At 60.6% G+C, this 22360-nt stretch carries 14 protein-coding genes and 1 pseudogene; 11 read left to right on the top strand and 4 right to left on the bottom strand.

Annotated features, from left to right (window positions below):
• The first annotated feature begins 7 nt into the window (after positions 1-7).
• The 8 genes from ABIB91_RS23495 (at position 8) to ABIB91_RS23460 (ending at position 10100) form a co-directional block, all read left to right on the top strand.
• Positions 8-994, top strand: a complete 987-nt coding sequence (locus ABIB91_RS23495; protein ID WP_354167220.1) for a TrbL/VirB6 family protein — start codon at positions 8-10, stop codon at positions 992-994.
• A gap of 350 nt (positions 995-1344) precedes the next feature.
• Positions 1345-2016, top strand: coding sequence for a VirB8 family type IV secretion system protein (locus ABIB91_RS23490; protein ID WP_009859422.1), 672 nt, complete (start codon positions 1345-1347; stop codon positions 2014-2016).
• Complete coding sequence (gene virB9 / locus ABIB91_RS23485; RefSeq protein ID WP_354167217.1) at positions 2013-2864, top strand: P-type conjugative transfer protein VirB9; 852 nt, start codon at positions 2013-2015, stop codon at positions 2862-2864. Before ABIB91_RS23490 ends, virB9 begins: the two co-directional genes overlap by 4 nt.
• Positions 2865-2875: 11 nt before the next feature.
• Positions 2876-4018: a type IV secretion system protein VirB10 gene (virB10, locus tag ABIB91_RS23480; RefSeq protein ID WP_009859420.1), complete on the top strand. Its 1143-nt coding sequence runs from the start codon at positions 2876-2878 to the stop codon at positions 4016-4018.
• On the top strand, positions 4015-5046 hold the full coding sequence (gene virB11, locus ABIB91_RS23475) for a P-type DNA transfer ATPase VirB11 (RefSeq protein ID WP_009859419.1): 1032 nt from the start codon (positions 4015-4017) through the stop codon (positions 5044-5046). The genes virB10 and virB11 overlap by 4 nt, the downstream gene beginning before the upstream one ends.
• Positions 5012-6958: a type IV secretory system conjugative DNA transfer family protein gene (locus tag ABIB91_RS23470; RefSeq protein ID WP_354167210.1), complete on the top strand. Its 1947-nt coding sequence runs from the start codon at positions 5012-5014 to the stop codon at positions 6956-6958. The genes virB11 and ABIB91_RS23470 overlap by 35 nt, the downstream gene beginning before the upstream one ends.
• Positions 6942-8114 carry an LPD7 domain-containing protein gene (locus ABIB91_RS23465; protein ID WP_354167207.1) on the top strand — a complete coding sequence of 391 codons (1173 nt, stop codon included), beginning with the start codon at positions 6942-6944 and terminating at the stop codon, positions 8112-8114. Before ABIB91_RS23470 ends, ABIB91_RS23465 begins: the two co-directional genes overlap by 17 nt.
• A 375-nt stretch (positions 8115-8489) precedes the next feature.
• On the top strand, positions 8490-10100 hold the full coding sequence (locus ABIB91_RS23460) for an OprO/OprP family phosphate-selective porin (RefSeq protein WP_247480437.1): 1611 nt from the start codon (positions 8490-8492) through the stop codon (positions 10098-10100).
• A gap of 1050 nt (positions 10101-11150) precedes the next feature.
• On the opposite strand, the gene ABIB91_RS23455 is transcribed toward ABIB91_RS23460, so the two are convergent.
• The 3 genes from ABIB91_RS23455 to ABIB91_RS23445 all read right to left on the bottom strand — a co-directional run bounded on the left by ABIB91_RS23455 (position 11151) and on the right by ABIB91_RS23445 (position 17805).
• Positions 11151-16679 (bottom strand): trifunctional serine/threonine-protein kinase/ATP-binding protein/sensor histidine kinase, encoded by a 5529-nt coding sequence (locus ABIB91_RS23455; protein WP_354167203.1) that lies wholly within the window; start codon positions 16677-16679, stop codon positions 11151-11153.
• A gap of 101 nt (positions 16680-16780) precedes the next feature.
• Entirely contained in the window at positions 16781-17341 is a 561-nt protein-coding gene (locus ABIB91_RS23450; protein WP_256375784.1) for an ABC transporter substrate-binding protein, read from the bottom strand.
• Complete coding sequence (locus ABIB91_RS23445) at positions 17326-17805, bottom strand: ABC transporter substrate-binding protein (RefSeq protein WP_256375783.1); 480 nt, start codon at positions 17803-17805, stop codon at positions 17326-17328. Before ABIB91_RS23445 ends, ABIB91_RS23450 begins: the two co-directional genes overlap by 16 nt.
• A 218-nt stretch (positions 17806-18023) precedes the next feature.
• Here ABIB91_RS23445 and ABIB91_RS23440 point away from each other — a divergent pair, with 218 nt between their 5' ends.
• Positions 18024-18878, top strand: a complete 855-nt coding sequence (locus tag ABIB91_RS23440; protein ID WP_009859414.1) for an SDR family NAD(P)-dependent oxidoreductase — start codon at positions 18024-18026, stop codon at positions 18876-18878.
• 846 nt (positions 18879-19724) lie between these two features.
• Here the strand turns inward: ABIB91_RS23440 and ABIB91_RS23435 are convergent.
• Positions 19725-20091 (bottom strand): annotated as a pseudogene (locus tag ABIB91_RS23435) (hypothetical protein).
• Positions 20092-20424: 333 nt separating this feature from the next.
• On the opposite strand from ABIB91_RS23435, the gene ABIB91_RS23430 reads away from it, so the two are divergent.
• Positions 20425-20838 (top strand): cupin domain-containing protein, encoded by a 414-nt coding sequence (locus ABIB91_RS23430; RefSeq protein WP_009859413.1) that lies wholly within the window; start codon positions 20425-20427, stop codon positions 20836-20838.
• 618 nt (positions 20839-21456) lie between these two features.
• On the top strand, positions 21457-22329 hold the full coding sequence (locus ABIB91_RS23425) for a DUF6662 family protein (protein WP_354167197.1): 873 nt from the start codon (positions 21457-21459) through the stop codon (positions 22327-22329).
• Positions 22330-22360 lie beyond the last annotated feature (31 nt).

The raw sequence follows: 22360 nt of genomic DNA, 5'->3' as shown, positions 1-22360 counted from the left end.
CGCCACGATGCACGTAAACGTCTTCGACAGTTTCCTGAAGGAGTTCGAGCAACCGATAACGGCATTCGTGTCGACGTCGGTTTCGAATCTCGCGTCGTACATCGATGGCCCGCTGCGCGTGGCCGTGATGCTCTATGTTGTCCTCTACGGTTTTGCTGTGATGCGCGGCGCCATTTCCGAGCCGATCATGGAATTCGCCTGGCGGGCGATGCGGATCGTGGTTGTCGTTCTGCTCGCGACCAACTCAAGCGCGTTCCAGCAATACGTCACCGGCCTGTTCTTCGACTCCTTGCCCAAGGAAATCGGCAATGCATTAGCGGGCTCAGGACTAAACACCAGTTCCGGAGCTCCTTTCGACCAGCTTCTCTCGAAAGGGATCGATGTTGCCAACAAGATCTACGATCAAGCAGGAATAACCGACGTAGCGCCGGCGCTCATTGCGGGCATTCTGCTTGTGTTCGTGGCGGTTGGTTCTTTCTTGCAATTTGCCATCCTGCTTTACGCGAAAGTTGGTCTTGGCGTCGTCATAGCGCTCGGACCGATCTTCATTGCGCTGGGGCTATTTGAGGCGACGCGGCCGTTTACGGAAGCCTGGCTCCGGCAGGTCGCGAATTTCGTAATCCTGCTGGTGCTGGTGGTCGCGCTGGTCGGACTGATGTTAAGCACGGTCAGCGGCTTCATCGACAGGTTCGCAGCCAATGCGGGCACAGCCGGCGAGATGGTGGTGGCCGCGGTCGCGATCAGCGCAGTGCTCGGTCTGTCCGGATACATCTCGCTGCAACTGCCGATCATCGCGGGCGGCCTTGCCGGGGGCGGGGCATCGCTCGCAAGCCGGCTGGTCACAAGTCCCTTGATTGCCAATGCCACGGCGGCTGCGGGCGGCGCTTATGCCGGCGCACGCTGGTCGGCAAGCCGGGGTCTTGCTGCAGTCAGAGCCAGCCGGCAGGGCGGCAGTATGCGGCGGATCCGACCCCAGGACACTACGACAGCGTAAGCAAGGATCGCCGGCATCAGGCGACAAGAAAGACAGGGGCATCAGAACGATGTGGCGTCGACTATTCATCATTTGCGTTATCGCATGGCAGCTTGGGGCCTGCGCGAACTGGTCAAAGGGGCCGCCGTCCTGTGACGGTCTGACGCGCCGCCCACTCAATCGTTCACTTTGGGATTGGGAGAACGGCACGCCGCTTGCGGCGCCCGAGGCGCCAATTCCGCCGTCCGGGCCAGCACCCATCATCCGCAAAGGCAACGCCAACCCGTCCGCGCCATCCAGCCATACCGCCAATTCGAGCTCTCGGTTGGACATTGCAGCCTCTTACCGCGCCTGCGGCAAGGAGGCGTGAGATGGTCCGGCAGGATGATCTGAAGACCTATTTCGACAACGCGCGCCGGTGGGAACAGGATCTGTTGCTGTCGGCCCATCGTTCGCGCCGAACGGCGTGGGTGATTGCCGCGGGTGCCTGCGTATTGGCGGCTGCCTCGGTCGGTGCGGTGGCAGCCCTTGCGCCACTCAAAACAGTCGAGCCGTTCGTCGTCCGGGTCGATAATGCCACCGGCATCGTTGATACGGTCTCCGCGCTCAAATCGACGCCGGCGCGCTACGACGAGGCCGTCACCAAGTATTTTCTCGGCCGCTACGTGCGTGCACGCGAGGGCTACAGTTATCCGGAGGCTGAAACCAACTTTCGAACCATTTCCTTGCTGTCCGGCGCAGGCGAGCAAGCTCGTTTCGCGGCATGGTACCGCGGGTCCAATCCCGAAAGCCCGCAGGTCGTTCAAGGCCGCTTCGGCGTCGCCACCGTACGCATCAAGGCGATTTCGCTCCTGGCCGATAATGTCGCCTCTGTGCGGTTCATGAAGGAGAGCCGCAAAGGCGAGGAAACCCGCATCACCCATTGGGTCTCGACCCTGACGTTCTCCTATGCCAGTGCGCCCATGTCCTCCGCCGACCGTCTCATCAATCCCCTCGGCTTCCTGGTCTCGGAATATCGCGCCGATCCGGAGGTCGTGCCATGAAACGTTTCCTCCTTTTGATCTCCTTTGCGCTGGGATTCGCGGGGCCGGTGCTGGCACTGCAGCAGCCCGCGCCTGGTCAACGCGACGCTCGCGTGCGCACGGTCACTTACGATCCGGCCAACGTTGTGCGGGTCAATGGTGTCATCCGGGCTTCAACCCAGATTTTGTTTGCCGATGACGAGGAGGTCGCGCATGTCGCGATCGGCGACTCGGTCGCATGGGAAGTCGCACCGGCGGGTTCGATCCTATTCCTCAAGCCGCGCGAAAAGCATCCGCCGACCAATCTGCAGGTCGTGACCACCCGTCCTGACGGCCGCAAGCGCTCGTACCAGTTCGAACTGTCGATCGCCGAGACCACGCTGGCGGACAGTTATTTCGTTGTGCGCTTCGCCTATCCCGGTGACGAGATCGAGCGCCGGCGCATGGAAGCTGCCGCGCGCGGCGCGGAGCGGGAAGGGGCACTGATCGAGCAGACCTTTGATCTGCATCATGCCTATGGGGCGCGCAACTGGCGGTTTTCGGCCCAGGGCTCGATCGACCTCGAGCCGGAAGCCGTGTTCGACGACGGCAAGGAGACCACGTTCCGCTTCGCCGGCAACCGCGAAGTTCCAGCGATCTACCTGATCAACTCAGACGGCTCGGAAAGCCTGGTGCCCAAGGATGTCCGCGGCGAGCTCGTGGTCGTTCATGCCACGGCGCGGGAGTTTCGGCTGCGCAAGGGCGAGAACGTGCTCTGCATTTTCAACGAGGCGTTCGACGCGGTGGGAATCAACCCGGGTACCAATACCACCAGCCCCTCGATTGAGCGGCGGGCGAAGAAATCACCTCCAACCCTGAAGTCACGATAGGCGGGCGCGACATGACCGAGCATGATGACGAGACGATTGCCGGCGACCGCGGCATTACCCCCGTGGGAGGAGGGGACAATGGTCGAACGGCGATGCTCAAGCGCGGCTTCGGCGCGCTGGCGCTGACCGCCTTTGCCTTTCTGATTATCTGGAGCACCTGGAAGAGCGATAAGCCGGTGAGCGACTCCGCTCGCAAGCTGATGATCCGGCCGGCGGCGGCCTTCGAACCCGCCCCGGAACAGCCGTCGGCGCCGATCACCACAGCCTCGATAGCGATACCGGTCGCAGCCGCCCCAGCGGCACCGGCACCTCCGTCCGACCAGCTCCTAGAGAGCGCGCGGCGGGCGCCGGTACTCGCTTATAATCGGCCGATTTCTTCCGGGCGCCCCGCCCGCGATAGCGCCACCGGAAGCGTCCTGACCGAGCCCTATGAGTTTGGACGGAGCGAGCCGCGCAACGATCTTGCCGACAGGCTGAAGCCCACTCCGATCGAGGGCGTGCGCGCCGCGCGGCTTCCCAACCGCAATCTGCTCGTCACCCAGGGCACTTCAATTCCGTGCGTACTAGAAACTGCGATGTCGTCAGACGTGGCCGGCTTCGTCTCCTGCGTCGTCATACGGGACGTGATGTCGGATTCCGGCAACGTGGTGCTCATGGAGAAAGGCACGCAGGTGGTTGGCGAGTATCGCGGCAATGTGCGGCGCGGTTCAAAACGCCTGTTCGTGCTATGGACGCGCGCCAAGACGCCGACCGGCGTGATTGTAGCACTGGCCTCGCCGGCCACCGATGCGCTGGGCCGCGCCGGCTTCGACGGTGACATTGACACCCACTTCTTTGAGCGGTTTGGCTCGGCGCTCCTGCTCTCGATCGTCAGCGATGCCTCATCGATCGGCCGTCAGCAGATGCAGGACGGCTCCATCCAAATCAACAACACCGCGGGGGCCACCAATACGGCCTCCGCTATCGCTGTCGAGCAGTCGATCAACATCCCGCCGACGCTGAACAAGAACCAGGGCGAACTCGTCAATATCTTTGTCGCACGCGACGTCGATTTCTCCTCGGTCTATCAACTTCGGCGAATTGAGACCCGGACCCAGATTCTCGACCGCACCATCCCTGGTGGCATCGTGGCCCCGGCTCTGGTGACGAAATGAGCCACGTGGCATCGCTTGAACGCGATGGTGGCCGCCTTGTCCTGGAGCGCTATCTCGAGCCGCTGGCGCCATACCTGGCGGACAAGAGCCTGACCGAAATCGTCGTCAACCGCCCTGGCGAGATCCTCGTCGAAGGGCCCGGCGGTTGGACCCGGCATGACGCGCCGGCGTTGACGCACGCTTATCTGTCGCATCTGGCGACTGCCGCCGCCGGTCACACCCGCCAGGACATCGGTCCGGAGCATCCAGTGGTGTCGACGACCCTGATCGGCGAGGAGCGCTGTCAGATCGTGGTCCCGCCGGCTGTGCCGGCCGGGACGATAAGTCTGACGATCCGCAAGCCCTCGACCCTGACCATGACGCTTGACGCCTTCGAGCAGGCAAAGCTGTTCGACGAGATCCGTGTGACCGGTCATGAGCTCAGCCCTGACGAGCATCGCTTACTTGCCCTAAAGGAAGCCGGCGCATGGCGCGAGTTCCTCGAGCTGGCCGTGAGAGCTCGCCGCAACATTCTCATTTCTGGCGCAACCGGTTCCGGCAAGACCACCCTGTCGAAGGCGCTGATCGCGGCGATCCCGCCGCACGAGCGGCTCATCACGATTGAGGATACCGCCGAGCTGGTCATCCCTCATCAGAATTACGTGCGGCTGCTCTATGCCAAGGACGGGCAGGGCGTCGCCAAGATTGGACCGCGCGAACTGCTCGAGTCGTGCTTGCGGATGCGGCCAGATCGGATCCTGCTGCAGGAGCTTCGGGATGGGACGGCGTTCTTCTATTTGAGGAACGTGAACTCCGGACATCCAGGGTCCATCACAACGGTCCACGCCGACAGCGCCCCGCTCGCCTTCGAGCAACTGACCCTGTTGGTGAAGGAAAGCGCGGAAGGCCGCGACCTTCATCGCGACGATATCCGCTCGCTGCTGCTGCTTCTGGTCGACGTCGTCGTCCAGATGCAGAAGCGCGACGGCCGCTATCGCATCTCGGAAATCTATTATGACCCCGTTCGCAAACGCGACCACGCCCACTAGGTTCGCGCTCGGTACTGCGCTTGCGGTCGGCGCCATCGGGCTGTTTCTGCTGGTCGCCTCAAATATTCTGCTGCTCGGGCTCAGGCATCACGACGGAGGCATCCATTGGTCCGAAATCGCCACCGGCTGGCCCCGGTACGGTACTGACCCACGCTTTGACCGCTGGCTGACGCTCTCAACTCTAGCCGGGGTGATCGTCGTCTTTGGCCTGCTCGGCGCTATCCTCCGGCAGCGATCTCTGCCGCTTCATGGCAGCGCCCGTTTCGCCTCGGAGCGCGAGATCAAGGCCGCCGGCCTGCGATCCAAGGAGGGCGTGCTGCTCGGCCGCAAGGACGCCAAACTGCTCTGCTTTGGCGGATCGGAGCATGTCCTGGTCTACGCCCCAACTCGGGCGGGCAAGGGCGTCGGCTATGTCATTCCGAACCTGCTCAATTGGCCGGATTCAGTTGTCGTGCTGGATGTGAAAAAGGAGAACTGGGATCGCTCGGCGGGATTTCGCGCAGCCCACGGGCAAGAGGTCCATCTGTTTGACCCGCTTGACGAGAACGGTCGGACCGCACGCTACAACCCGCTGGGCTATGTCCGCAGCGATCCCGCCGATCTCTATGACGATCTGCAGCGCATCGCGGTGATGCTGTTTCCGGCAGAAAGCCGGGGCGACCCATTCTGGTTCGAGGCGGCACGTTCGGCCTTTGTGGCGATTGGCGGTTATGTCGCGGAAACGCCTGGCCTGCCCTTGACGATTGGCGAGATCCTGCACCAGCTCTCGGCAGCAAGCGACCTCAAGTCTCATTTCGAGAAAATCATCTCCGCTCGCAAGTCAGGCCCTTCGCAACTGTCGCGGCATTGCATAACGGCATTAAACGACTTCCTCGCCGCTTCCGAAAACACCATGAACTCGGTGCGCAAGACCGTGACGGCGCGGCTTGGTCTCTGGCTCAACCCTCGCATCGATGCCGCGACCTCGACCAACGATTTCGATTTGCGGGAGCTGCGGCGACGGCCGATGTCGATCTATCTCGGGGTCACGCCAGACAATCTCGACCGTATGGCGCCGCTTCTCAATCTGTTTTTCCAGCAGGTGGTCGATCTTAACACCCGCGAACTGCCGGAGCAGAATCCCAAACTCGATCGCAAGGTGCTGCTGTTACTCGATGAGTTTCCGGCGCTCGGCAATGTCAATGTGCTTGCGAAATCGGTCGCCTTCATTGCCGGATACGGCATCCGCCTTCTCACGGTGGTCCAAAGTCCGGCTCAGCTTCGCGCAATTTACGGCGTGGACGCCGCCCGTAACTTCATGACCAACCACGCCGTCGAGGTCGTTTTTGCGCCGAAGGAACAGGATGTCGCCAATGAGCTGTCAGAGCGCATTGGCTACGACACGGTGAAGGCGCGCAGCCGGAGCGGACCAAAAGGGCTGGCGAGGCGCGCGACCAGCGAGACCGTCTCCGAGCATCGCCGCGCCCTGATGCTGCCGCAGGAACTGAAACTCTTGCCTAGGTCCAAAGCCTTCATCCTAGCCTCGGGGCTGCCGCCCGTCATCGCCGACAAGATCGTGTATCACGAAGACAAGGCTTTCCTGCGGCGTCTGCTCCCGCCGCCTGTTTCGGAGATGGCCAAAGGCCGTTCGAATGCGCTGATCGAGGCAGAGATCAAAGAGCTTCGGTCCGAAGTCGCTGAGCTCCGCATGGTATTTCGGTCGCGACCGATGACCGACGAGGAGGTGGCCGACCCCTCCACCATTCCTGCAGGTGCCAGTTTCGATTTCGGGGACGTGGACGTGGACCTCGAAGGGCTCTCCGAAGACGAGTTAAAGGCCTGGACCCTGAACTACATCGACGCTCAGGTCATTCCGCCGCCGCGGCGGGCCGGCCGCAGGCAGAAGGGTGAGCAGCATGAACGACAAGCATGACGCTGGCGAGGAATTCAGCCTGGAGCGGCAACGTCGCGCCGGGCGCGATCCGGGGAGAAACGAACCGGGCGACCAGGCGCAAGCGAAGTCAAAGTCGGCTGCGAGGTCGTCCGCCGCGATAGTTGATGACAATGCGCTCCCCGAGCGTATCAGTCGCAAATATTACGTCATTTCAAATGAGACCGGAAGAGACCGGCATAGCGGGGAAACGCGCTTCTATGCCGACGAACGTGGCGAGTATCTGGCCTTCAAAATCACGGAAGATCGACTGGTCACCCGGCTGGCCGCAGCGGAAGTAATCCGGGACATGGTCAGCGTGGCACAACATCGCCAATGGGAGGCACTTCACGTCCGCGGCTCCGCGGAATTCCGACGCGAGGCCTGGCTTGAGGCTGGTGCGCGCGGAATCGAAGTTCAGGGGTATCAGCCGACCGATCTCGATCGGCAGGCGCTGGCCGACCGAAGAGAAGTCCGGAATCGAACATACCCTCGCACGCGTGAGGTCGAGACTCGTTCAAATGTTGACAAGGACGCGCCCACGGCAAGGCTCGACTACGACAAAGGCATTTCGGGGCGTTTGATCGACTTCGGCCAGGCACCCTACGGCAATCGGAGCAACGCCGAGACAACGGCCTACTTGGCCATCGAGCTCGACAACGGCCAGCGGCATAAAGTGTGGGGCGTGGGTCTGGAAAAGGCGATCGCCGACAGCAAGGCAGGGCCCGGCGACCAAATCCAACTGCGCCGGGAGGGCGTCGAGCGCGTTCTCAAAACTATCAAGGTCATCGATGCAGCCGGAGGTGCGCGAACGGAAAGGCGGCAGGTGCCGCGAAACCGCTGGCGTGTGACCGCGGAGAAATTTCGCGTAACCGACCGACCTACGGCCGCCCGGGATCCCGATCTGGTCGCGGCACGGTCGCAAGTCGCCATCATCGAGAAGCTGCTAGCACGCGCGTTCCCAAAGGACGAGCGCGCACGTGAGAGCATCATTGCAGCCGCAAAGGAGCGCATCGCCCAACACCTCGAGAAGGGGCATTCGTTCAGGCGCGCGACAGTAATGGAACCCGTTCGCGGTGAAAAACTGGGCCGTGACAAGCACGGGGATTATCAAACCCACAAGAGTGAACATGTCAGACTGCAAGAGCGAGAGCGCTGAACGGAGGGTTCAAGCCCTCTTCGAACTGCTCTGCATCCTTCGTTATAGTGCTTCGGCACCGCGCCGGTAGCCGCTTATTCATGACGACAGATACCTTGATGTGACAGAGAATTCCTGCGAAGGTCGCATCGATCAGCACGGGGCGCACGACAGGATCGGCATCGCGTCTAGCGCTCTTGGCCACAAGGTCTAGTTTATGGTCAAGTAGTGCGACAATTCTTCGACGGCATTTGAGCTCACTCGGCGCAACGTTATTGCAGGTGTGTGCGTCGGAGGAATTGACGACGGCTCCGAGCGACCGACGTAGTTTATGTGATCCTGGCGCTCGGGCTGTTGAATGAGGGTGGACGTCTCATGGAAAGCAGGGGATGTGAAATGCTCAGGAAAGCATTTGCAACGGCACTGGGCATCGCCGGTGCCCTCATGATATCGCAAGCTCATGCCGAGTCGGCAGGCAACAGCGAGCAGGAGATAGCGCTCCTGAAGCAGCAATTGAAGATGCTGGAGCAGAAGCTCGATAAGCTCCAGAGCCAGACTGCCGCGAACACGGCCGCCACGGCGAAGGCCAAAGTCGAAGCAAGGGCAGAGGCAAAGGCCGAAGCGCGGTCGGAGGCCAAGGCTGTCGTCGCCAACGCAAGTGCTGCGATCCCGCTCAAGGGCCCTGCACCGGCATCCGGCGTTGTCGTAACGATGCCGAACAACCGGCCAACCATCTGCACCGCCGATGGAGCGAACTGCGTCGCCATCACTGGCCGCGTGCATTGGGATGTCGGCGGCTACGACTATCGTCCCAACACCGCGGCCACGGTGCCGCAGAAGCTCGACAGCGGCGAGAACGTCCGCCGCGCCCGCATCGGGCTCGCCGGCAAATTCTTCAACGACTGGAATTTCGCACTGGTCTACGATTTCGGCGGCACCTCCGATGGATTTGGCGGCGCAGCTCCGGGATCGCTGCCCGGCGGCGGCGTCTCCGGCCTCGAGAATGCCTATCTCAGCTACACCGGTTTGAAGCCGTTCGGCGGAAGGATGGCAGTCGAAGCCGGCATCATGGACCTGCCTTACACTCTCGATGAGGCCACGAGTTCCAACGACATCATGTTCATGGAGCGGGCCTCGCCGGGCATCATCGCCACCAACATTGCCGCCGGCGACTTCCGCTCCGCGGCCGGCACGCGGTGGTACAACGACCAGCTCTGGGTCGGCGGCTATGTCACCGGACCAGCGACGGGCGCGATCCACTCCGCCTCGAGCGCCGCGCCAGCCGGCACCAGCGAGCAATATGGCGCCGTGGCGCGCGTTGCAGGCAACCCCATCAGCGGCAAGGACTATTCGGTGCATATCGGTGCCGACGCGCAGTGGCTGATCCAGCCGCCGCGTAATCTCATCGCCAACACACAGACGGTCACGCTGAGCGACCGTCCGGAATTGCGTCTGGACCCGACGACGCTGGTGTCCACCGGTGCGATCGCCAATGTCTCGGGCGCGCAGGTCTACAGTCTCGAGGCGGCCGCCACCTATGGACCACTGATCCTCCAGGGCGAGTATTTCTGGTACAATGTCGATCGCACCGCCAACACCGGCGTGCCGCTGGTCGGTGCGTCGAGCCTGAAGTTCCAGGGCGGTTACGCGCAGGCCGGCTACGTGCTGACCGGCGAAGGTCGTAGCTACAATGCGGCGAACGCGGCCTATAACGGCGTCAAGCCGGCGCATCCGTTCTCGCTGGATGGCGGCGGCTGGGGTGCTTGGGAAGTCGCCGGACGCGTGAGCCAGATCGACCTCAACGATCAGCTCGCGACCGCCAATGGCATCGCCGGCGGACGCCAGACCGTCTACACGCTCGCGCTCAACTGGTATGTCAACGGCAACGTCCGCTTCATGCTCGACTACCTGCATGGCAATATCTCCAAGCAGGCCTCGCCGGTCTCGACTGCCGATGTCGGCTCGAAATTCGATGCCGTGGCGATGCGCACGCAGTTTGCCTTCTGACGCAATCTCTTGCAGGAGTGTTTTGTCGGCTTGTTTTTATGCGCGTCTGGCCCTGTTTCCGTCGCGTCGACCCAGAGACGCCTCAATAATACGAGCGGGCGCGTGTCTCATTCGCCGTAACCGGTTCAGTCGTTCCGTAGGCACTGAATGTGTATCGGCCTCGAACATTGGGTCGGACTCAGATCCGACGATGTTTCTGCCGAGCTTGCGTTTCTCCAGCGGAGGACTCAGGCTCATGCAAGCTAGCATTTGGATTTCCTTCTTTGTGAGGAGTGGGTCAGTTATCCAGAGCGCAGGTGATTCATGTGACTCGATTGTTGCAGCGGCCCGAGCGGAAAGCGGCGTGGCCGCGTGCGCATCGTGCGGGCGAGATCAAGAATCATAGCCCATACGACCGACAGGCTGCGGATTTGGCCTATACAGGCAAGGAAAATGCGCCTTTGCGTGATCACGCGGAGGTTCGATTGCGAGGTGCCCGATTGTCGGCGGCGCATTTTCGCTGAACGGCGACCGTGCGCCCGCTCGGGCCCGGCCTACGGGCCGCGCGCGAGCGTCGGATGATTGATTTCACGCCCCGGTCGGGTGCGCCTAGTGGTCTCCCGGCTTCCGACCACCTAGCGCCGCCCCGCGGCGCGCGTGTCGTAAGTCAGCGGCCGCGATTCGATGGCGACTGTCGGTTTTCGCGTCGTCTTCGATCAGCTCCTCGATCTCGGCGTCGATCTTCGGTTCTCCCATCGGGAGGCTCAAGCCCGCACCACTTTTTGCAGGTGGCTCCCCGACTCTTCGTCTGCTTCTTCAAGCGAATCCGAAGGACCCGTCATTCGCTCCGCATGCGGAGACGAGACGACTCCAGGCATCCTTCGGTTTCTCCACCGTTCATCAGGGTGGCTAGACGAGAGGCACATTTGTGTCCGGTTTTGCAGCATAGTTGCTGCGAACCGGTCGCGGGCAATGCCGCGTGCTTGAAATCACAAAACTGCAAGAATCATATCAAGATTCGTCAGTTCTGTAGGCGCTCGCTCCGGTGATGGCCTGCTGCAGATGTTCAATTTACGCTGCCTCATTTGACTGGTCGGGCACCGTGAATTGAAAACTTGCGCCCTGGGGCTGGGCAGCGGTGGCCCAGAGTCCCCCTCCGTGCGCTTCAATGATGGTGCGGCAAATCGACAGACCCATCCCCAAGCCGCCAGGCTTTGTGGTGTTGAAGGCGTCAAAGATACGCTCGAGACCCTCTGAACTGAGACCTGGACCCGAATCCCGCACCACGACGAGCACGCCGGAGGGCTCTCCGGTGTGAGTGGTGATCACCAATTCTCGCGCCCCCTCGCTGACCGCACTCAACGCTTCGACGGCGTTGATGATCAGGTTCATGATCACTTGTTGCAGCTGAACCCGATCTCCTTGAATAAGCGGCAAGTCGTCCGCGAGCTGCGACTTGACCGAAATGCCGTTCTTCACGATCTCGCCACGGGTCAGGGTGATGACCTCGAGAATTGCAGCGTTAATGTCCACGTCTTCTTTCCGTAGAGGTGCTTTTTTGAAAAGGGCGCGCATCCGAGCGACGACGTCGCTGACGCGATTGCCGTTTGCAAAGATCCGGTTGAGAGCCTGCCGAGCTTTCTCCAAATCTGCCGGTTCTTTGCTCAGCCAGTGCAACGCAGCGGAAGTATTGTTGAGCGTCGCCCCGATCGGCTGGTTGATTTCATGGGCAATCGAAGCCGAGAGCTGCCCCAGTGTCGCGACTCGATTTGCGTGCACGAGCTCCATCTGCACCTCGCCATAGCGCCGCTCGCTTTCGCGAATTTCCTGCTCTGCTCGCTTGCGCTCAGTTAAGTCTACCACGAAGGCCACGCCCTGGTCGGACCGCCCGCCGAACGTCGCTGCCCCGACCAGCACCGGTACGCGGCTGCCGCTTTTCCGGAAGTACTCCTTCTCGTAGGGTAGCGCCGTTCCGGTCGCCTCGAGCTCCGCCATTCGTCGGTCGTCGGCATCGCGCCATTCGGTGGGCGTCAGATCCCGCCAGCGCAGTCGACCGGAGACAACATCGTCGCGGCCGTATCCGGTGATGCGGAGAAACGCTTCGTTAGCATCGATGATCCGGCCGTCTATATCCCAGAAGAGGATGCCGATTATATTGGCATCCACTAGCCGTCGGATCCTCGCCTCCCGCTCGGCCAGCTCGCGGTACAGGTTAGCGTTCTCTATTGAGATAGCCGCCTGGGAGGCGAGCAGCGTGAGCACCGCCATTCGAGTAGGAGTAAATGCGGCAGTCGTAAGCGTATTCTCCAAGTACAGCAGGCCAATCAACCTGGTCTGTTTCAGTATCGGCAGGCAGAGCACTGACCGTGAGCGACGGTCGCGAATATAGTCGTCCGCTGAAAACGGGTTCTGACTGGACGCATCGTGCAGGAGAACGCTTGTTTTTGTGCGAAGCACGTAGTGAAACACCGAGCTTGGTAGATCTGCGGTCGTGACGCGCGCCTGTTTCAGGACCACGGTCACGTTGTCACTGCTGGCTATGGCCTCCGCTTCGATTTGATATTTATCGGCTCGCGGAAGAATCAAGAGACCTCGATCGGCACCCGCGTGTTCGATTGCCGCACTCATGAGCGTGTTGATTAGCTTCTCGAAAACGATCTCGCCTGACACCGCTTCCGAAACTCTGATTACGGTAGCCAAATCGAGTTGCTCGAAGGGTGTCACTATCGTCGCCGGGGACTCCTTGTCCACTTTGAGGTGCGGATAACGTTCCTCGAGGTGGCGAACCTTTCCGTCGGCTCCCCAGCGCAGGTAGCAGGCCCGCGCGGCCCGCAAATAGGTCGCAGCGATCTTCTCTTGACCGCGCTCCGCGTAGAAACGCCCGGCAATCTCGTTGGCAATGGCCTGGTTGTGCACGAACCCATGTTTGCGGGCCTCGCGGATCGCCTTGTCGTACAGCTCCTCAGCGTTCAATACGCGGCCCTCCATGCGGGCGATCTCGGCACCGACCAAGGCAGCGCGGTTCTCGAAGTTTTCCGCACAGCGCGCCGCCCATACTTCGAGTTGATTGCGGTGGGCCACAAGAGCCTCACAATGTTCCTGTTTCTCGTCCGGCGATGCAGAATTCCATGCTGCCGCGTGGCCGAGCGCACTATAGAAGCAATACTCAGCCGTTTCGAAATGTGATGGTGAGGTCCAAAGTAGCTGTTGCGCTCTCAATGACGCATCCATGGCGGAAGCATAATCCGCAGCGAAGATCCGTGCTTGTAACTTACGGACCCAATATCGAAACTCGAGCAGCTTCAAGACCGGATTACTCGCTAGGTGGCGCTCGAATCGAAGCTCATCGAAACCCTCGTGGTTGAAGGAGCCAAACGTCGGAGTCAGTCCGCTAAGCGTCCGAATAAATCCGAGCAGCATGGCGAGATTGTCAATGACGAAACCGAACCGAACCTTCTGCGCATACTCGAAACCCCTCTCGGCTTCCCGCTGCACCTCAGCAAGCGGGTCTCCCGCTGCCAAAAAGTTGGTTATCAAGTGATTACAGCTATAACCCGCAAATGTGACGTCCCCTGTGCGGTCAGCAGTAGCAAAGGCGCGACGTACCAGATCACGTCCCTCTAAGACATGTTTTGCCCACGGCATGACAATGTTACCAAAGGACATGTACGTTCGAGCTTGATAGCGCTTCAAGCCGCGCTTTTCTACCAGTTCATAGCCAAGCCGGCCGAAACGAAAACCGTCCTGATAGTTGCTGAAGCGAGGTCCCGCGATCTGGGCGAACCATACATAAGCGAAGCATGACCCATCGCTGTTGCCATACTCGAGGCTCAGATTCACCATTCGACAAACAACGAGCGAAGATAAGTTCTCCTCGATATGCATTGCCGGAAACTCGGCTAATATATCTAGAGTAGCGAGTAAGTCCGGATCGCTCATCAAAGGCAAGTCGACGAGTTCCTCGATTTGTCGACTTCCAAGCTGGGACCAGATTCGATCGTATTCGCGTTGTACTTCGATACGAGTCGGATGAAGTGACCAATCAATGCCTCCACGCTGGAGGTATTCAAGGCATATCTCGAGGCCGCGATCGCTCCGGTCCAAAGTGGTATAAAGCGTGAGCCGCAAACGTGTGACGGCGGCGGTGTCGGGGCCGCTTCTAGCACGACGCGCCAGCATCGAAAGTCGAGTTTCGGCTGCCACCTTACTCGCGGTCAGTAATTCGCACTCGGCTGTGAGACATTCGATGGCGAAGATGAGCTCGTAGTTGTCGTCCCAACTCTGCTCGGTCAAAAACGCCCGCCCAACGGCGAGATACGAAAGCGCTGAAGTATACGCAGTTGAGATCTTCGCGCGTCTACCTGCAATTAGATTCAATTCTGCGACCCGCTCACGCTCCTGATCTGACACTATGAGATGAGAGCCACGATTGAGCTGGTTTACGATATCGAAGATCTTCTCTTCGATCTGCGTTGGCGGAATGCCGACTGCGAGGAGGCGGCCGATTCGAATATGAGCTTCGGCGCGGGCCGTTTCAGGTATTAGTGAATAAGCCGCTTCCTGGACACGATCATGCAGAAAGCTATACGCGCTTTCGGAGTGGAGAACGAGCCCAACTCGGACCGCTTCCAGCAGATCTCGATGCACTACATCTTTCGAGCCTCCGTAAACCTTCGTAAGTAGTGCGAAATCCGCGCTGTTGCCTAGGCAGGCAAGCTGCTGCAATGCGTTCTGAGTTCGAACGGGCAGCCGAGTCAGCTTCCCGACCATGAGCTCCACCACGTTATCAGTGTAACCCTTTGCGTGAATGCGATTTACATCCCAAGACCATCGCGCGTTGCAGTGGTCAAAACTCAGTAACGCCTCCTCGGCAAGCGCATAAATAAACTGGTTAGCGAAGAATGGATTGCCAGCAGTCTTCTCGTGAACTAGTTGCGCCAACGATGTGGCGCGCTCCGGCTCGCAATGAAGGGAGTCCGCAATCAATTGTCCCAAGTGTTCACAGGCCAGGGGCGCGAGGGTGATCTCCTGCACTAGCGCGCCAGCTTTGCGGATTGATTCGAGCCTGCGCGTCAGAGGATGGGCGGAGTCCACTTCGTTGTCTCGGTAGGCGCAGATCAACATCATGTACCGCAGGTCCTGCCGGCTCAGAAGATCTTCGAGCAAATCGAGCGTTGCTGCATCGAGCCACTGCAAGTCGTCGAGGAACAGCGTAAGCGGGTGCTCCGGCCGCGCGAATACGGCGATGAATCGCCCGAATACCAATTGGAATCGGCGTTGCGCATCCAATGGCGGAAGGACAGGAACCGGAGGCTGTTCTCCGATGATTAGTTTCAATTCCGGGACAAGATCGATGATAAGCTCCGCGTTTGGCCCCAACGCTTGGCGAAAGGCATCGCGCCAGATGCTCAGCTCCTCTTCCTCCTTGCCGAGAAGCGGGCGGACAAGGCTGCCGAAGGCCTGCGCGAACGTGGTATACGGGATGTCGCGTTTGTATTGGTCGAACTTACCCGATGCAAAAAGACCGCGGGGCGGTACGAGCACCTTGTGCAGCTCATTGACGACAGAGGACTTGCCGATACCGGAATATCCGGAGACCAGCACCAACTCTGGTACACCGGTCTTGACGATGCGATCGAAGCAGGAAAGCAACGTGGCGATCTCACGATCTCGTCCGTACAGCTTTTCGGGGATGAGCAGCCGGTTCGGCGTGTCCAGCAGGCCGAGCGGAAAGTCATCGATACGGCGGCGCGCTTCCCATTCCGCCAGGCAGCGTCGCAGATCGCGCTCGACACCGCCGGCGGTTTGGTAACGATCCTCGGGAGTCTTGGCGAGCAGCTTCATAATGATCGCCGAGACGGGCGCTGGGACATCCTCTAGCCGTTCCCCTGGCGGCACTGGTTTTCTGGCAATATGGCAGTGCACCCATTCCATCGGATCAGCCGCCGTGAAGGGCAGAACGCCCGTGAGCATCTGGTACAGCGTGACGCCGAGGGCGTAGAGATCGCTGCGGGCGTCGATCGAGCGATTCATCCGCCCGGTTTGTTCGGGTGCCATGTAGGCAAGCGTACCTGCGATGGTCTCGGGCGGCTCGGGCGCCTGCCGCTCGCGGGACAGGCGCGATGCGATGCCAAACCCAGTGAGCCGCACGTGTTGATCCGCGCAGTCCACTACAATATTAGCTGGCTTGATGTCTTTGTGGATGAGCCCGCGCTGATGAACCTTGTCCAGAGCAGAGGTAACAGCGATAGCAAGGCGCAAGAAGCGTCCTACCTCCATGGGCCCCCCGAGCAAACGATCGAGCGGCTCCCCGCCACCGAGATCATCGAGCACCAGTACGGTCCGACCGGCGTCGCGCATGAGGGCGAGCGGCCGCGCCGCCCATGCCCCGTCGAGTTCATCTTTCAGCTCGTATTCGTGCGTGAGGCGATCGAGTCTCGCCCGGGCCGGGTGGTCGGCGGCAGGCGCAACAAGTAGCACGGCGAGCCGGTTGCCATTGTCGTCCAGTCGCCAGCCGCGACTGAACACGCGCTCGCCGTCCTCCCACAACACCTCAGAGCCGCCGTCCGAGTACGTGACGTTCAGCGACTGCTGCACCATCCGTCAAACTCCGCCGTGGGGGCTTCGGCTTGAAGTCGGCTGATCAAGCTCTTCGCGCGCCACGCGCGCGGCCTCTCTCCGCCTCGAGAAATCGTACTCCATCACCAGAGAAATGCCAGCCTTCCCTTTGTCTTGCCGGGTAGGGCGGACGTAGATCCTTGTTCGTTTAGCACGATTACGAGCGATTTGCCCGGCGCGAGCTGGAACTCGGCGACCCGTTGCTGTACCGCGAGCGCCAGCTGACGCAGCTCACCGACCTTGGAAAGGAAGTCCTTCCGATGCCGGCGTGCGCACTGGCCTCGGCAGAGGCGAGTGCGTCGCAGGGCCCCAGGAGTTCCAACGCAGCTGATCTCAGCCGCCTTCCTGATGGCTTGCGCCGTGAACTTTGGCGTGGCGATGTCAACGAATACGTCGGCATTGAGCGACTTCATCTTGACCGCGTGCGAGTCGATGGTCGGCTCGGCCACCTCATAGGCGTCTTCGGCAACGATCATCGACGCAGCCTTGGCGCCGAGGCCATCCTTCAGGCGTTTGAGGTAATCCTTGCCGTAGTCGTCGTTCTGGTAGAGAACGGCGACTTGGCGTTCGGCTTTTCCTTCAAAATATACCTCGCCTAGATCCGCGCCTCGTTTTGATAGTTGGGCGACTAACCTAAAGTGCACGGGAAGTTCTGCGGATTATTCCATTTGGTCGCGCCGGTCTGCACGAACAGTTGCGGCACCTTTTTCGCGTTCATGTATTTCTGTGTGGCGGTGTTGGACGGCGTGCCAAGCGCACCGAAGATGAGGAAAACCTCTTCGCTCTCAACCAGTCTGCGCGCCCGCTCGACCGCTTTTAGTGGACTGTAACCGTCGTCATAGGAAATGAAGTTGATTTTGCGGCCGTTGATGCCGCCTTCGCAGTTGATCTCGCGAAAGTAGGCGGCCTCGGTCTTGCCTGTAGTACCGTAAGCCGACGCCGCTGTAGAGGTGATGTTGCCGATCTTGATTTCGGTGTCGGTTGCGCCGGCATCGTATTTCTTCTGGCAAATACGCTGCCTCCGCTGGCAGCAAGCATTATAATGGCGGTCGAAAACGCCGCCAATCGTCGTGCGACGAAGGACGTCTCGCTTCTCCTTATGAACCAATGAATGTGTCTATCGTTATTGTGGAGCCAGCGCTTCCAAAAGCCGACCCTGACCCTCGTTATCCAGTGGTTTCCAATGTGCTAGTTTGAAACTCGCGACCGGTTATTTCTAGGCTTGGCGCGGGGGCGCGGAACATTAGACCACGCCGCGTTCATTGTGCCACTCTGCGGCGCGGCCTGGCGGGTGAATTTGTTGAGTGAAAGCAAGGTGGAAAGCGCATGAGAGACTTGGCTGGACAGACCGCATTCGTGACAGGCGCTGCCTCGGGGATCGGACTGGGGATCGCGACCGCGCTGTCACAGGCCGGGGTGAAGGTTATGCTCTGCGATATCGAACAAGAGGCGCTGAAAAAAGCGGTCGCGGACCTGAAGACACGGACCGACGTCGATGTCGACGGCGTGAACGCCGACGTCTCGCTCAAAGGCGAACTTCAGGCGGCAGCGGACGCGACCGTCGCCCGGTACGGCAGAATCCACATATTGGTCAACAATGCGGGCGTGGGCGGCGGCGGCACCTATGGTGAGTGGACTGATGCAGGCTGGAACTGGGTCCTCGGCGTCAACCTGATGTCGGTGATCTGGGGCTTCGAGATTTTCGGTCCGCTGATCGAAGCGCACGGCGAAGGAGGACAGGTTGTCTCCACGGCCTCCGTCGCCGGGCTGATTGCGGGACCAAGTTTGGCGTACGATGTGAGCAAATATGGTGTGGTGGCGCTGTCCGAGGGGATGCGTAACGTGCTCGCGCCGAGGAAGATTGGGGTCTCCGTTCTGTGTCCGGGCGTCATCCGCACGCAGATCATGAACTCTCGGCGCAACGTGCCGCAGCGATTTGCTTTGGCTGTCGGCCCCCCTCCGCCGACAGAAGGACCCCGCGCCAACTTCATCAAAGCATTACAGGAACGGATCAACCACGGCATTGATCCGCTGTATGTGGGCGAACTGGTTCGCGAGGCCATCGAAAACGACTGGCCCTACATATTCACGGATACCGAGCACGAATCGTTCATCGACGACCGCTTCGCAGCGATCAAGCAGGGCTTCGACCGTATACGCGGACGAACGCCGCGACACTAGCTCTCGCATCTGCTCACAGCCTGGTGGCCCCCTGCCGACCTGAGCGCGGAGCGCCGTGGAAGTCTGTTTCCGGAAGATGAGGCGACGAAGATCATGCCAGCTGTCGAGATCAACGGTGGATCCCGGGATTGTCTGACATGCCCACCCTAGTGCTGCTTGATCCCGATCAAGTCAATCGAGCCGCGGCAGCGCCGATCTGTTGAAAGACGAATACTGCATTTAGGTCTCCTTGTGCTCGTGGCGATGCCGCATGCGGGCGGCGGACGGTGGGACTTAGCGCCGATCGCCTGTCGATCCATCCTGCCCATGCCGATGGCGCGTGCTACTACTTCGTTGATGGGCCAGCGGGGCTATCAGCCGCCTGCTTTGACTCACCAGCGTTCCGTCGGCTCAAGGTGCTCCCTGGACTTGAGGTCCGCTGGGCTAATCTGAGCGCCGGACCCAAGGCGCTGACGGACCGAGAGGCGCACGAACTAGCCCTCGCTGAACGTGATCCTTGGCTGGATCAGTACAGCGATAACCCCAGTCAGCAGACCAGCTGGCACATTGGGCTCGGCGACCAGCTCTTCGGCGCCACGCCCGATCGGAGGGAGATCACGACCGCGACCCATTCCAAGGGGATTCTAGTCGCGAACTGCTCAAGATTCGTCTGATACAATGGATTTCGGGCGAGTTAGCCGGCCACGGATCGCGCATTCCACGAGGAGAGACGGATGCGTTTCCCAGAACAGTTGGGAAAAATAGCCGCTCGGCAGACTGACGGTTGAGCGGAGTGTGACGGAATCGACAATCTGAGCGCCGCCCCCACGTTTATGATGCATGCGCCCTCGCGCGTTCACGGGCTTCTCAGCGACGCTGGCGACGTTCGCGTCGGCGCTTCGCTCGCTCTATCGGCTGCGGCAACGCAGGCACCGGCGCGCCAGCCGTTTCTGTTGGGTCCTTCTCAATCGCAGGGTCTTGGCTTCGGTGCGCCTCCATGCGTTCGAGCACGGCTCGCCCTTTGGCAGTGACCCTCTACGCGCCATTTTGACGCTCAACGAGGCCGTCCGAAAAGATGTCCAGTCCGGGCACGCGCGCGGCCAGTCGCTTGGTGCGCTCGGCCCACTCCGGCCGCTGGTGGCGAGGATCGCCACATGCGGTTGAGGTCCGCCACCACAGCGAACCTGTCCGGGTAGCTCACCAAGATCTTCAACACCGTCACCTGCAAGTTCAACCCGCACCTCGCCCGATCAAGGCCACGTGTGTCAGGGCTTTTCGGCCGGTCTCCCGCAGCTTGTCCGGTGTCGTTCGCCGGGTCTTTGCGGCTTCGAGGATCTTGCAGACCAAACTGGGTGGCGCAGGGGATCCACAATCCCTGAAACGCAACTCTCCGCGACCGCGAAGAGACGTTCACGTGCTCCCGGCCACTATAACGCGCGGCTATCGACTTCATGGCGTGACGTCATTTCCCATACGCCGCGCGCAATCTCATGCTGACGAGTGTGAGCGGCAACTTACGTCGCCACTCCGAGACCCGAGCAAAGGGTCCACAATCAGGAGGCTACAAATGGCAGTGAAGCAGCCGGTTCTTACGCCGCCCCACGGCGGTGAGACGGTGACGTCGAGCGGGGGCTCAACGCACGAGATCAAGGTGGAGAGCAGCCAGACTGGAGGCGAATATGGCACCGTCCTGTGGACGGTGCGGGCCGGGGAGGAGCCGCCGCTGCACACCCACTCGCACGAGGACGAGCTGCTCTTCGTTGTGGAGGGGCAGCTGATCGCGCGAGTCGGCGATGCCCGCATTGAGGTGGGGCAGGGCGCCTACGCGGCTCTTCCCCGCGGTGTGCCGCATACAATAGAGGTGGTCGGCGATCAGGCCATCCTGCTGCTCAGCTTCGTGCCGGGTGGGCTGGAGCGCTTCTTGGTCCCTCGCAAAGGCGAGCAGCTCGATCCGGCTGCTTTCGGCCTGACGTTCCCCTAGGGCGGGGACCGGCCGCGCGGAGCCCGCGGCCGTGCGCCCGCTCGGCCCGGCGACAGGCCGCGCGCGACCCGCGCCGGCCGAGTGCGCCAGCGGTCTCCCGGTTCAAACCAACTAGCGCGCGGAGCGGTGAAATGCGCTAATGCGCCTGGTCGTCTGCAAGAATCCCGCTGGCCGAAGAGTACACACGGGGGACCGACAAGTCGGTCGCGCCGCTGGTGTCTTGCATATTCGTGGCAGCGTCGCCAAACACCCGAGAAAAAGCCGATAGCCGCCAATTGTCGGAATAGCAGAGGACGATGCAGTGGGACTGCGCCGGTTCGCATAGGCAACCGCGGAGCGGAGTTCAGGTGCCTACGGGCATCATAACGCGGGGTTATCAACTTCATGGCGTGACGTCATTTCTCATTCGTCGCGCGGAACTCCATGCTTGGCCGGAACCTTTCTTATCCATCGCACACCGGCTTAGCGTGTTGACGCCCGCTTTTGAAGCATTCCAAATTAGCGGGACGGGAATCTCTTTGGATCGAGTGCTGTAATCCGCTAATCAATGCAGCCGAATAGGCTAGGGCCGACGGAATGCGCCAAACAATTGGACGTGTACGGCATTCGAGCGCGCTAATGGGCGCGTTCATTGTGCTGATTGGTCTCAGCGGATTTGCGCGCGCTGGCGGCCCCGCCAGCTCGGATGCAAGCTCATGGCGCGAGATCGAGACAAAATACATTTTCGGATTTACCACCGGCTCAGGTATCGGGATTGAAGGCGAAAAGGAGTTCACGACCGACACGATCGGCCGGTTTGGCAAGCGCGGCGGACGCTACAGTGCGACGGAGACGAAGTACGAGTTCGAATTCACCCCGTCTCAATTCGTGCAAATCGAATTTGGGGCGCTTGGATCGACCCATGACATCCGGAATGCTACTGATCTCGACGACCGTCGCCAAGTTGCGTTCAGCGGCGGGTTTGGTGAATTCCGCTACCTTGCGCTTGAGCGGACGTCGAACAACCCGCTGTCGGTGACGCTTGCATTCGAACCGACGGTTCGGCTAGTCGATGAGACAAGTGGTGAGCGGGTTCACAACTACGAATTCGAGACCACTCTCAATGCTGACCTCGAGCTGGTCAGAAACCGGCTCTTCGCCGGCTTCAATCTCCTGTATGAGCCTGAATACACCCACACCCTGCTTGACGAGACCATCCGGGAAACGAAGCTCGGCGGCTCCGCCGCGCTGTCGTTCCGCCTCACGCCGAACGTCCTCATCGGAGCGGAAGTCTGGTATCTGCGTCATTATGACGACTTCGCGCTCTCGGCCTTTACGGGTGATGCCGTGATGCTCGGTCCGACGCTTTTCGTGCGGTTTACGCCAAAGATGTTCATGACAGCGGCGTGGAATACGCAAGTATGGGGTCGCGAAGTCGGCAGTCCGTTCTCGCTCAATCTTGCCGAATTCCAGCGGAATCGCGCCAAACTCAAATTCGCCATCGAGTTCTAATTCCCTCAAATCCAGGGCTCAGAATGTACGT

The sequence above is a fragment of the Bradyrhizobium sp. JR4.3 genome, from assembly GCF_040547695.1.
GTDB lineage: Bacteria > Pseudomonadota > Alphaproteobacteria > Rhizobiales > Xanthobacteraceae > Bradyrhizobium > Bradyrhizobium canariense.
This window is presented reverse-complemented; position numbering and strand designations above follow the sequence as displayed.

Bases quoted from the DNA above. Each gene is read 5' to 3' on its own strand.
- ABIB91_RS23455 (WP_354167203.1), bottom strand. From the start codon at position 16,679: ATGGTGCAGCAGTCGCTGAACGTCACGTACTCGGACGGCGGCTCTGAG.
- ABIB91_RS23465 (WP_354167207.1), top strand. From the start codon at position 6,942: ATGAACGACAAGCATGACGCTGGCGAGGAATTCAGCCTGGAGCGGCAA.
- ABIB91_RS23490 (WP_009859422.1), top strand. From the start codon at position 1,345: ATGGTCCGGCAGGATGATCTGAAGACCTATTTCGACAACGCGCGCCGG.
- ABIB91_RS23470 (WP_354167210.1), top strand. From the start codon at position 5,012: ATGACCCCGTTCGCAAACGCGACCACGCCCACTAGGTTCGCGCTCGGT.
- ABIB91_RS23495 (WP_354167220.1), top strand. From the start codon at position 8: ATGCACGTAAACGTCTTCGACAGTTTCCTGAAGGAGTTCGAGCAACCG.
- ABIB91_RS23425 (WP_354167197.1), top strand. From the start codon at position 21,457: ATGGGCGCGTTCATTGTGCTGATTGGTCTCAGCGGATTTGCGCGCGCT.
- virB10 (WP_009859420.1), top strand. From the start codon at position 2,876: ATGACCGAGCATGATGACGAGACGATTGCCGGCGACCGCGGCATTACC.
- virB11 (WP_009859419.1), top strand. From the start codon at position 4,015: ATGAGCCACGTGGCATCGCTTGAACGCGATGGTGGCCGCCTTGTCCTG.
- ABIB91_RS23430 (WP_009859413.1), top strand. From the start codon at position 20,425: ATGGCAGTGAAGCAGCCGGTTCTTACGCCGCCCCACGGCGGTGAGACG.
- ABIB91_RS23440 (WP_009859414.1), top strand. From the start codon at position 18,024: ATGAGAGACTTGGCTGGACAGACCGCATTCGTGACAGGCGCTGCCTCG.
- ABIB91_RS23460 (WP_247480437.1), top strand. From the start codon at position 8,490: ATGCTCAGGAAAGCATTTGCAACGGCACTGGGCATCGCCGGTGCCCTC.
- virB9 (WP_354167217.1), top strand. From the start codon at position 2,013: ATGAAACGTTTCCTCCTTTTGATCTCCTTTGCGCTGGGATTCGCGGGG.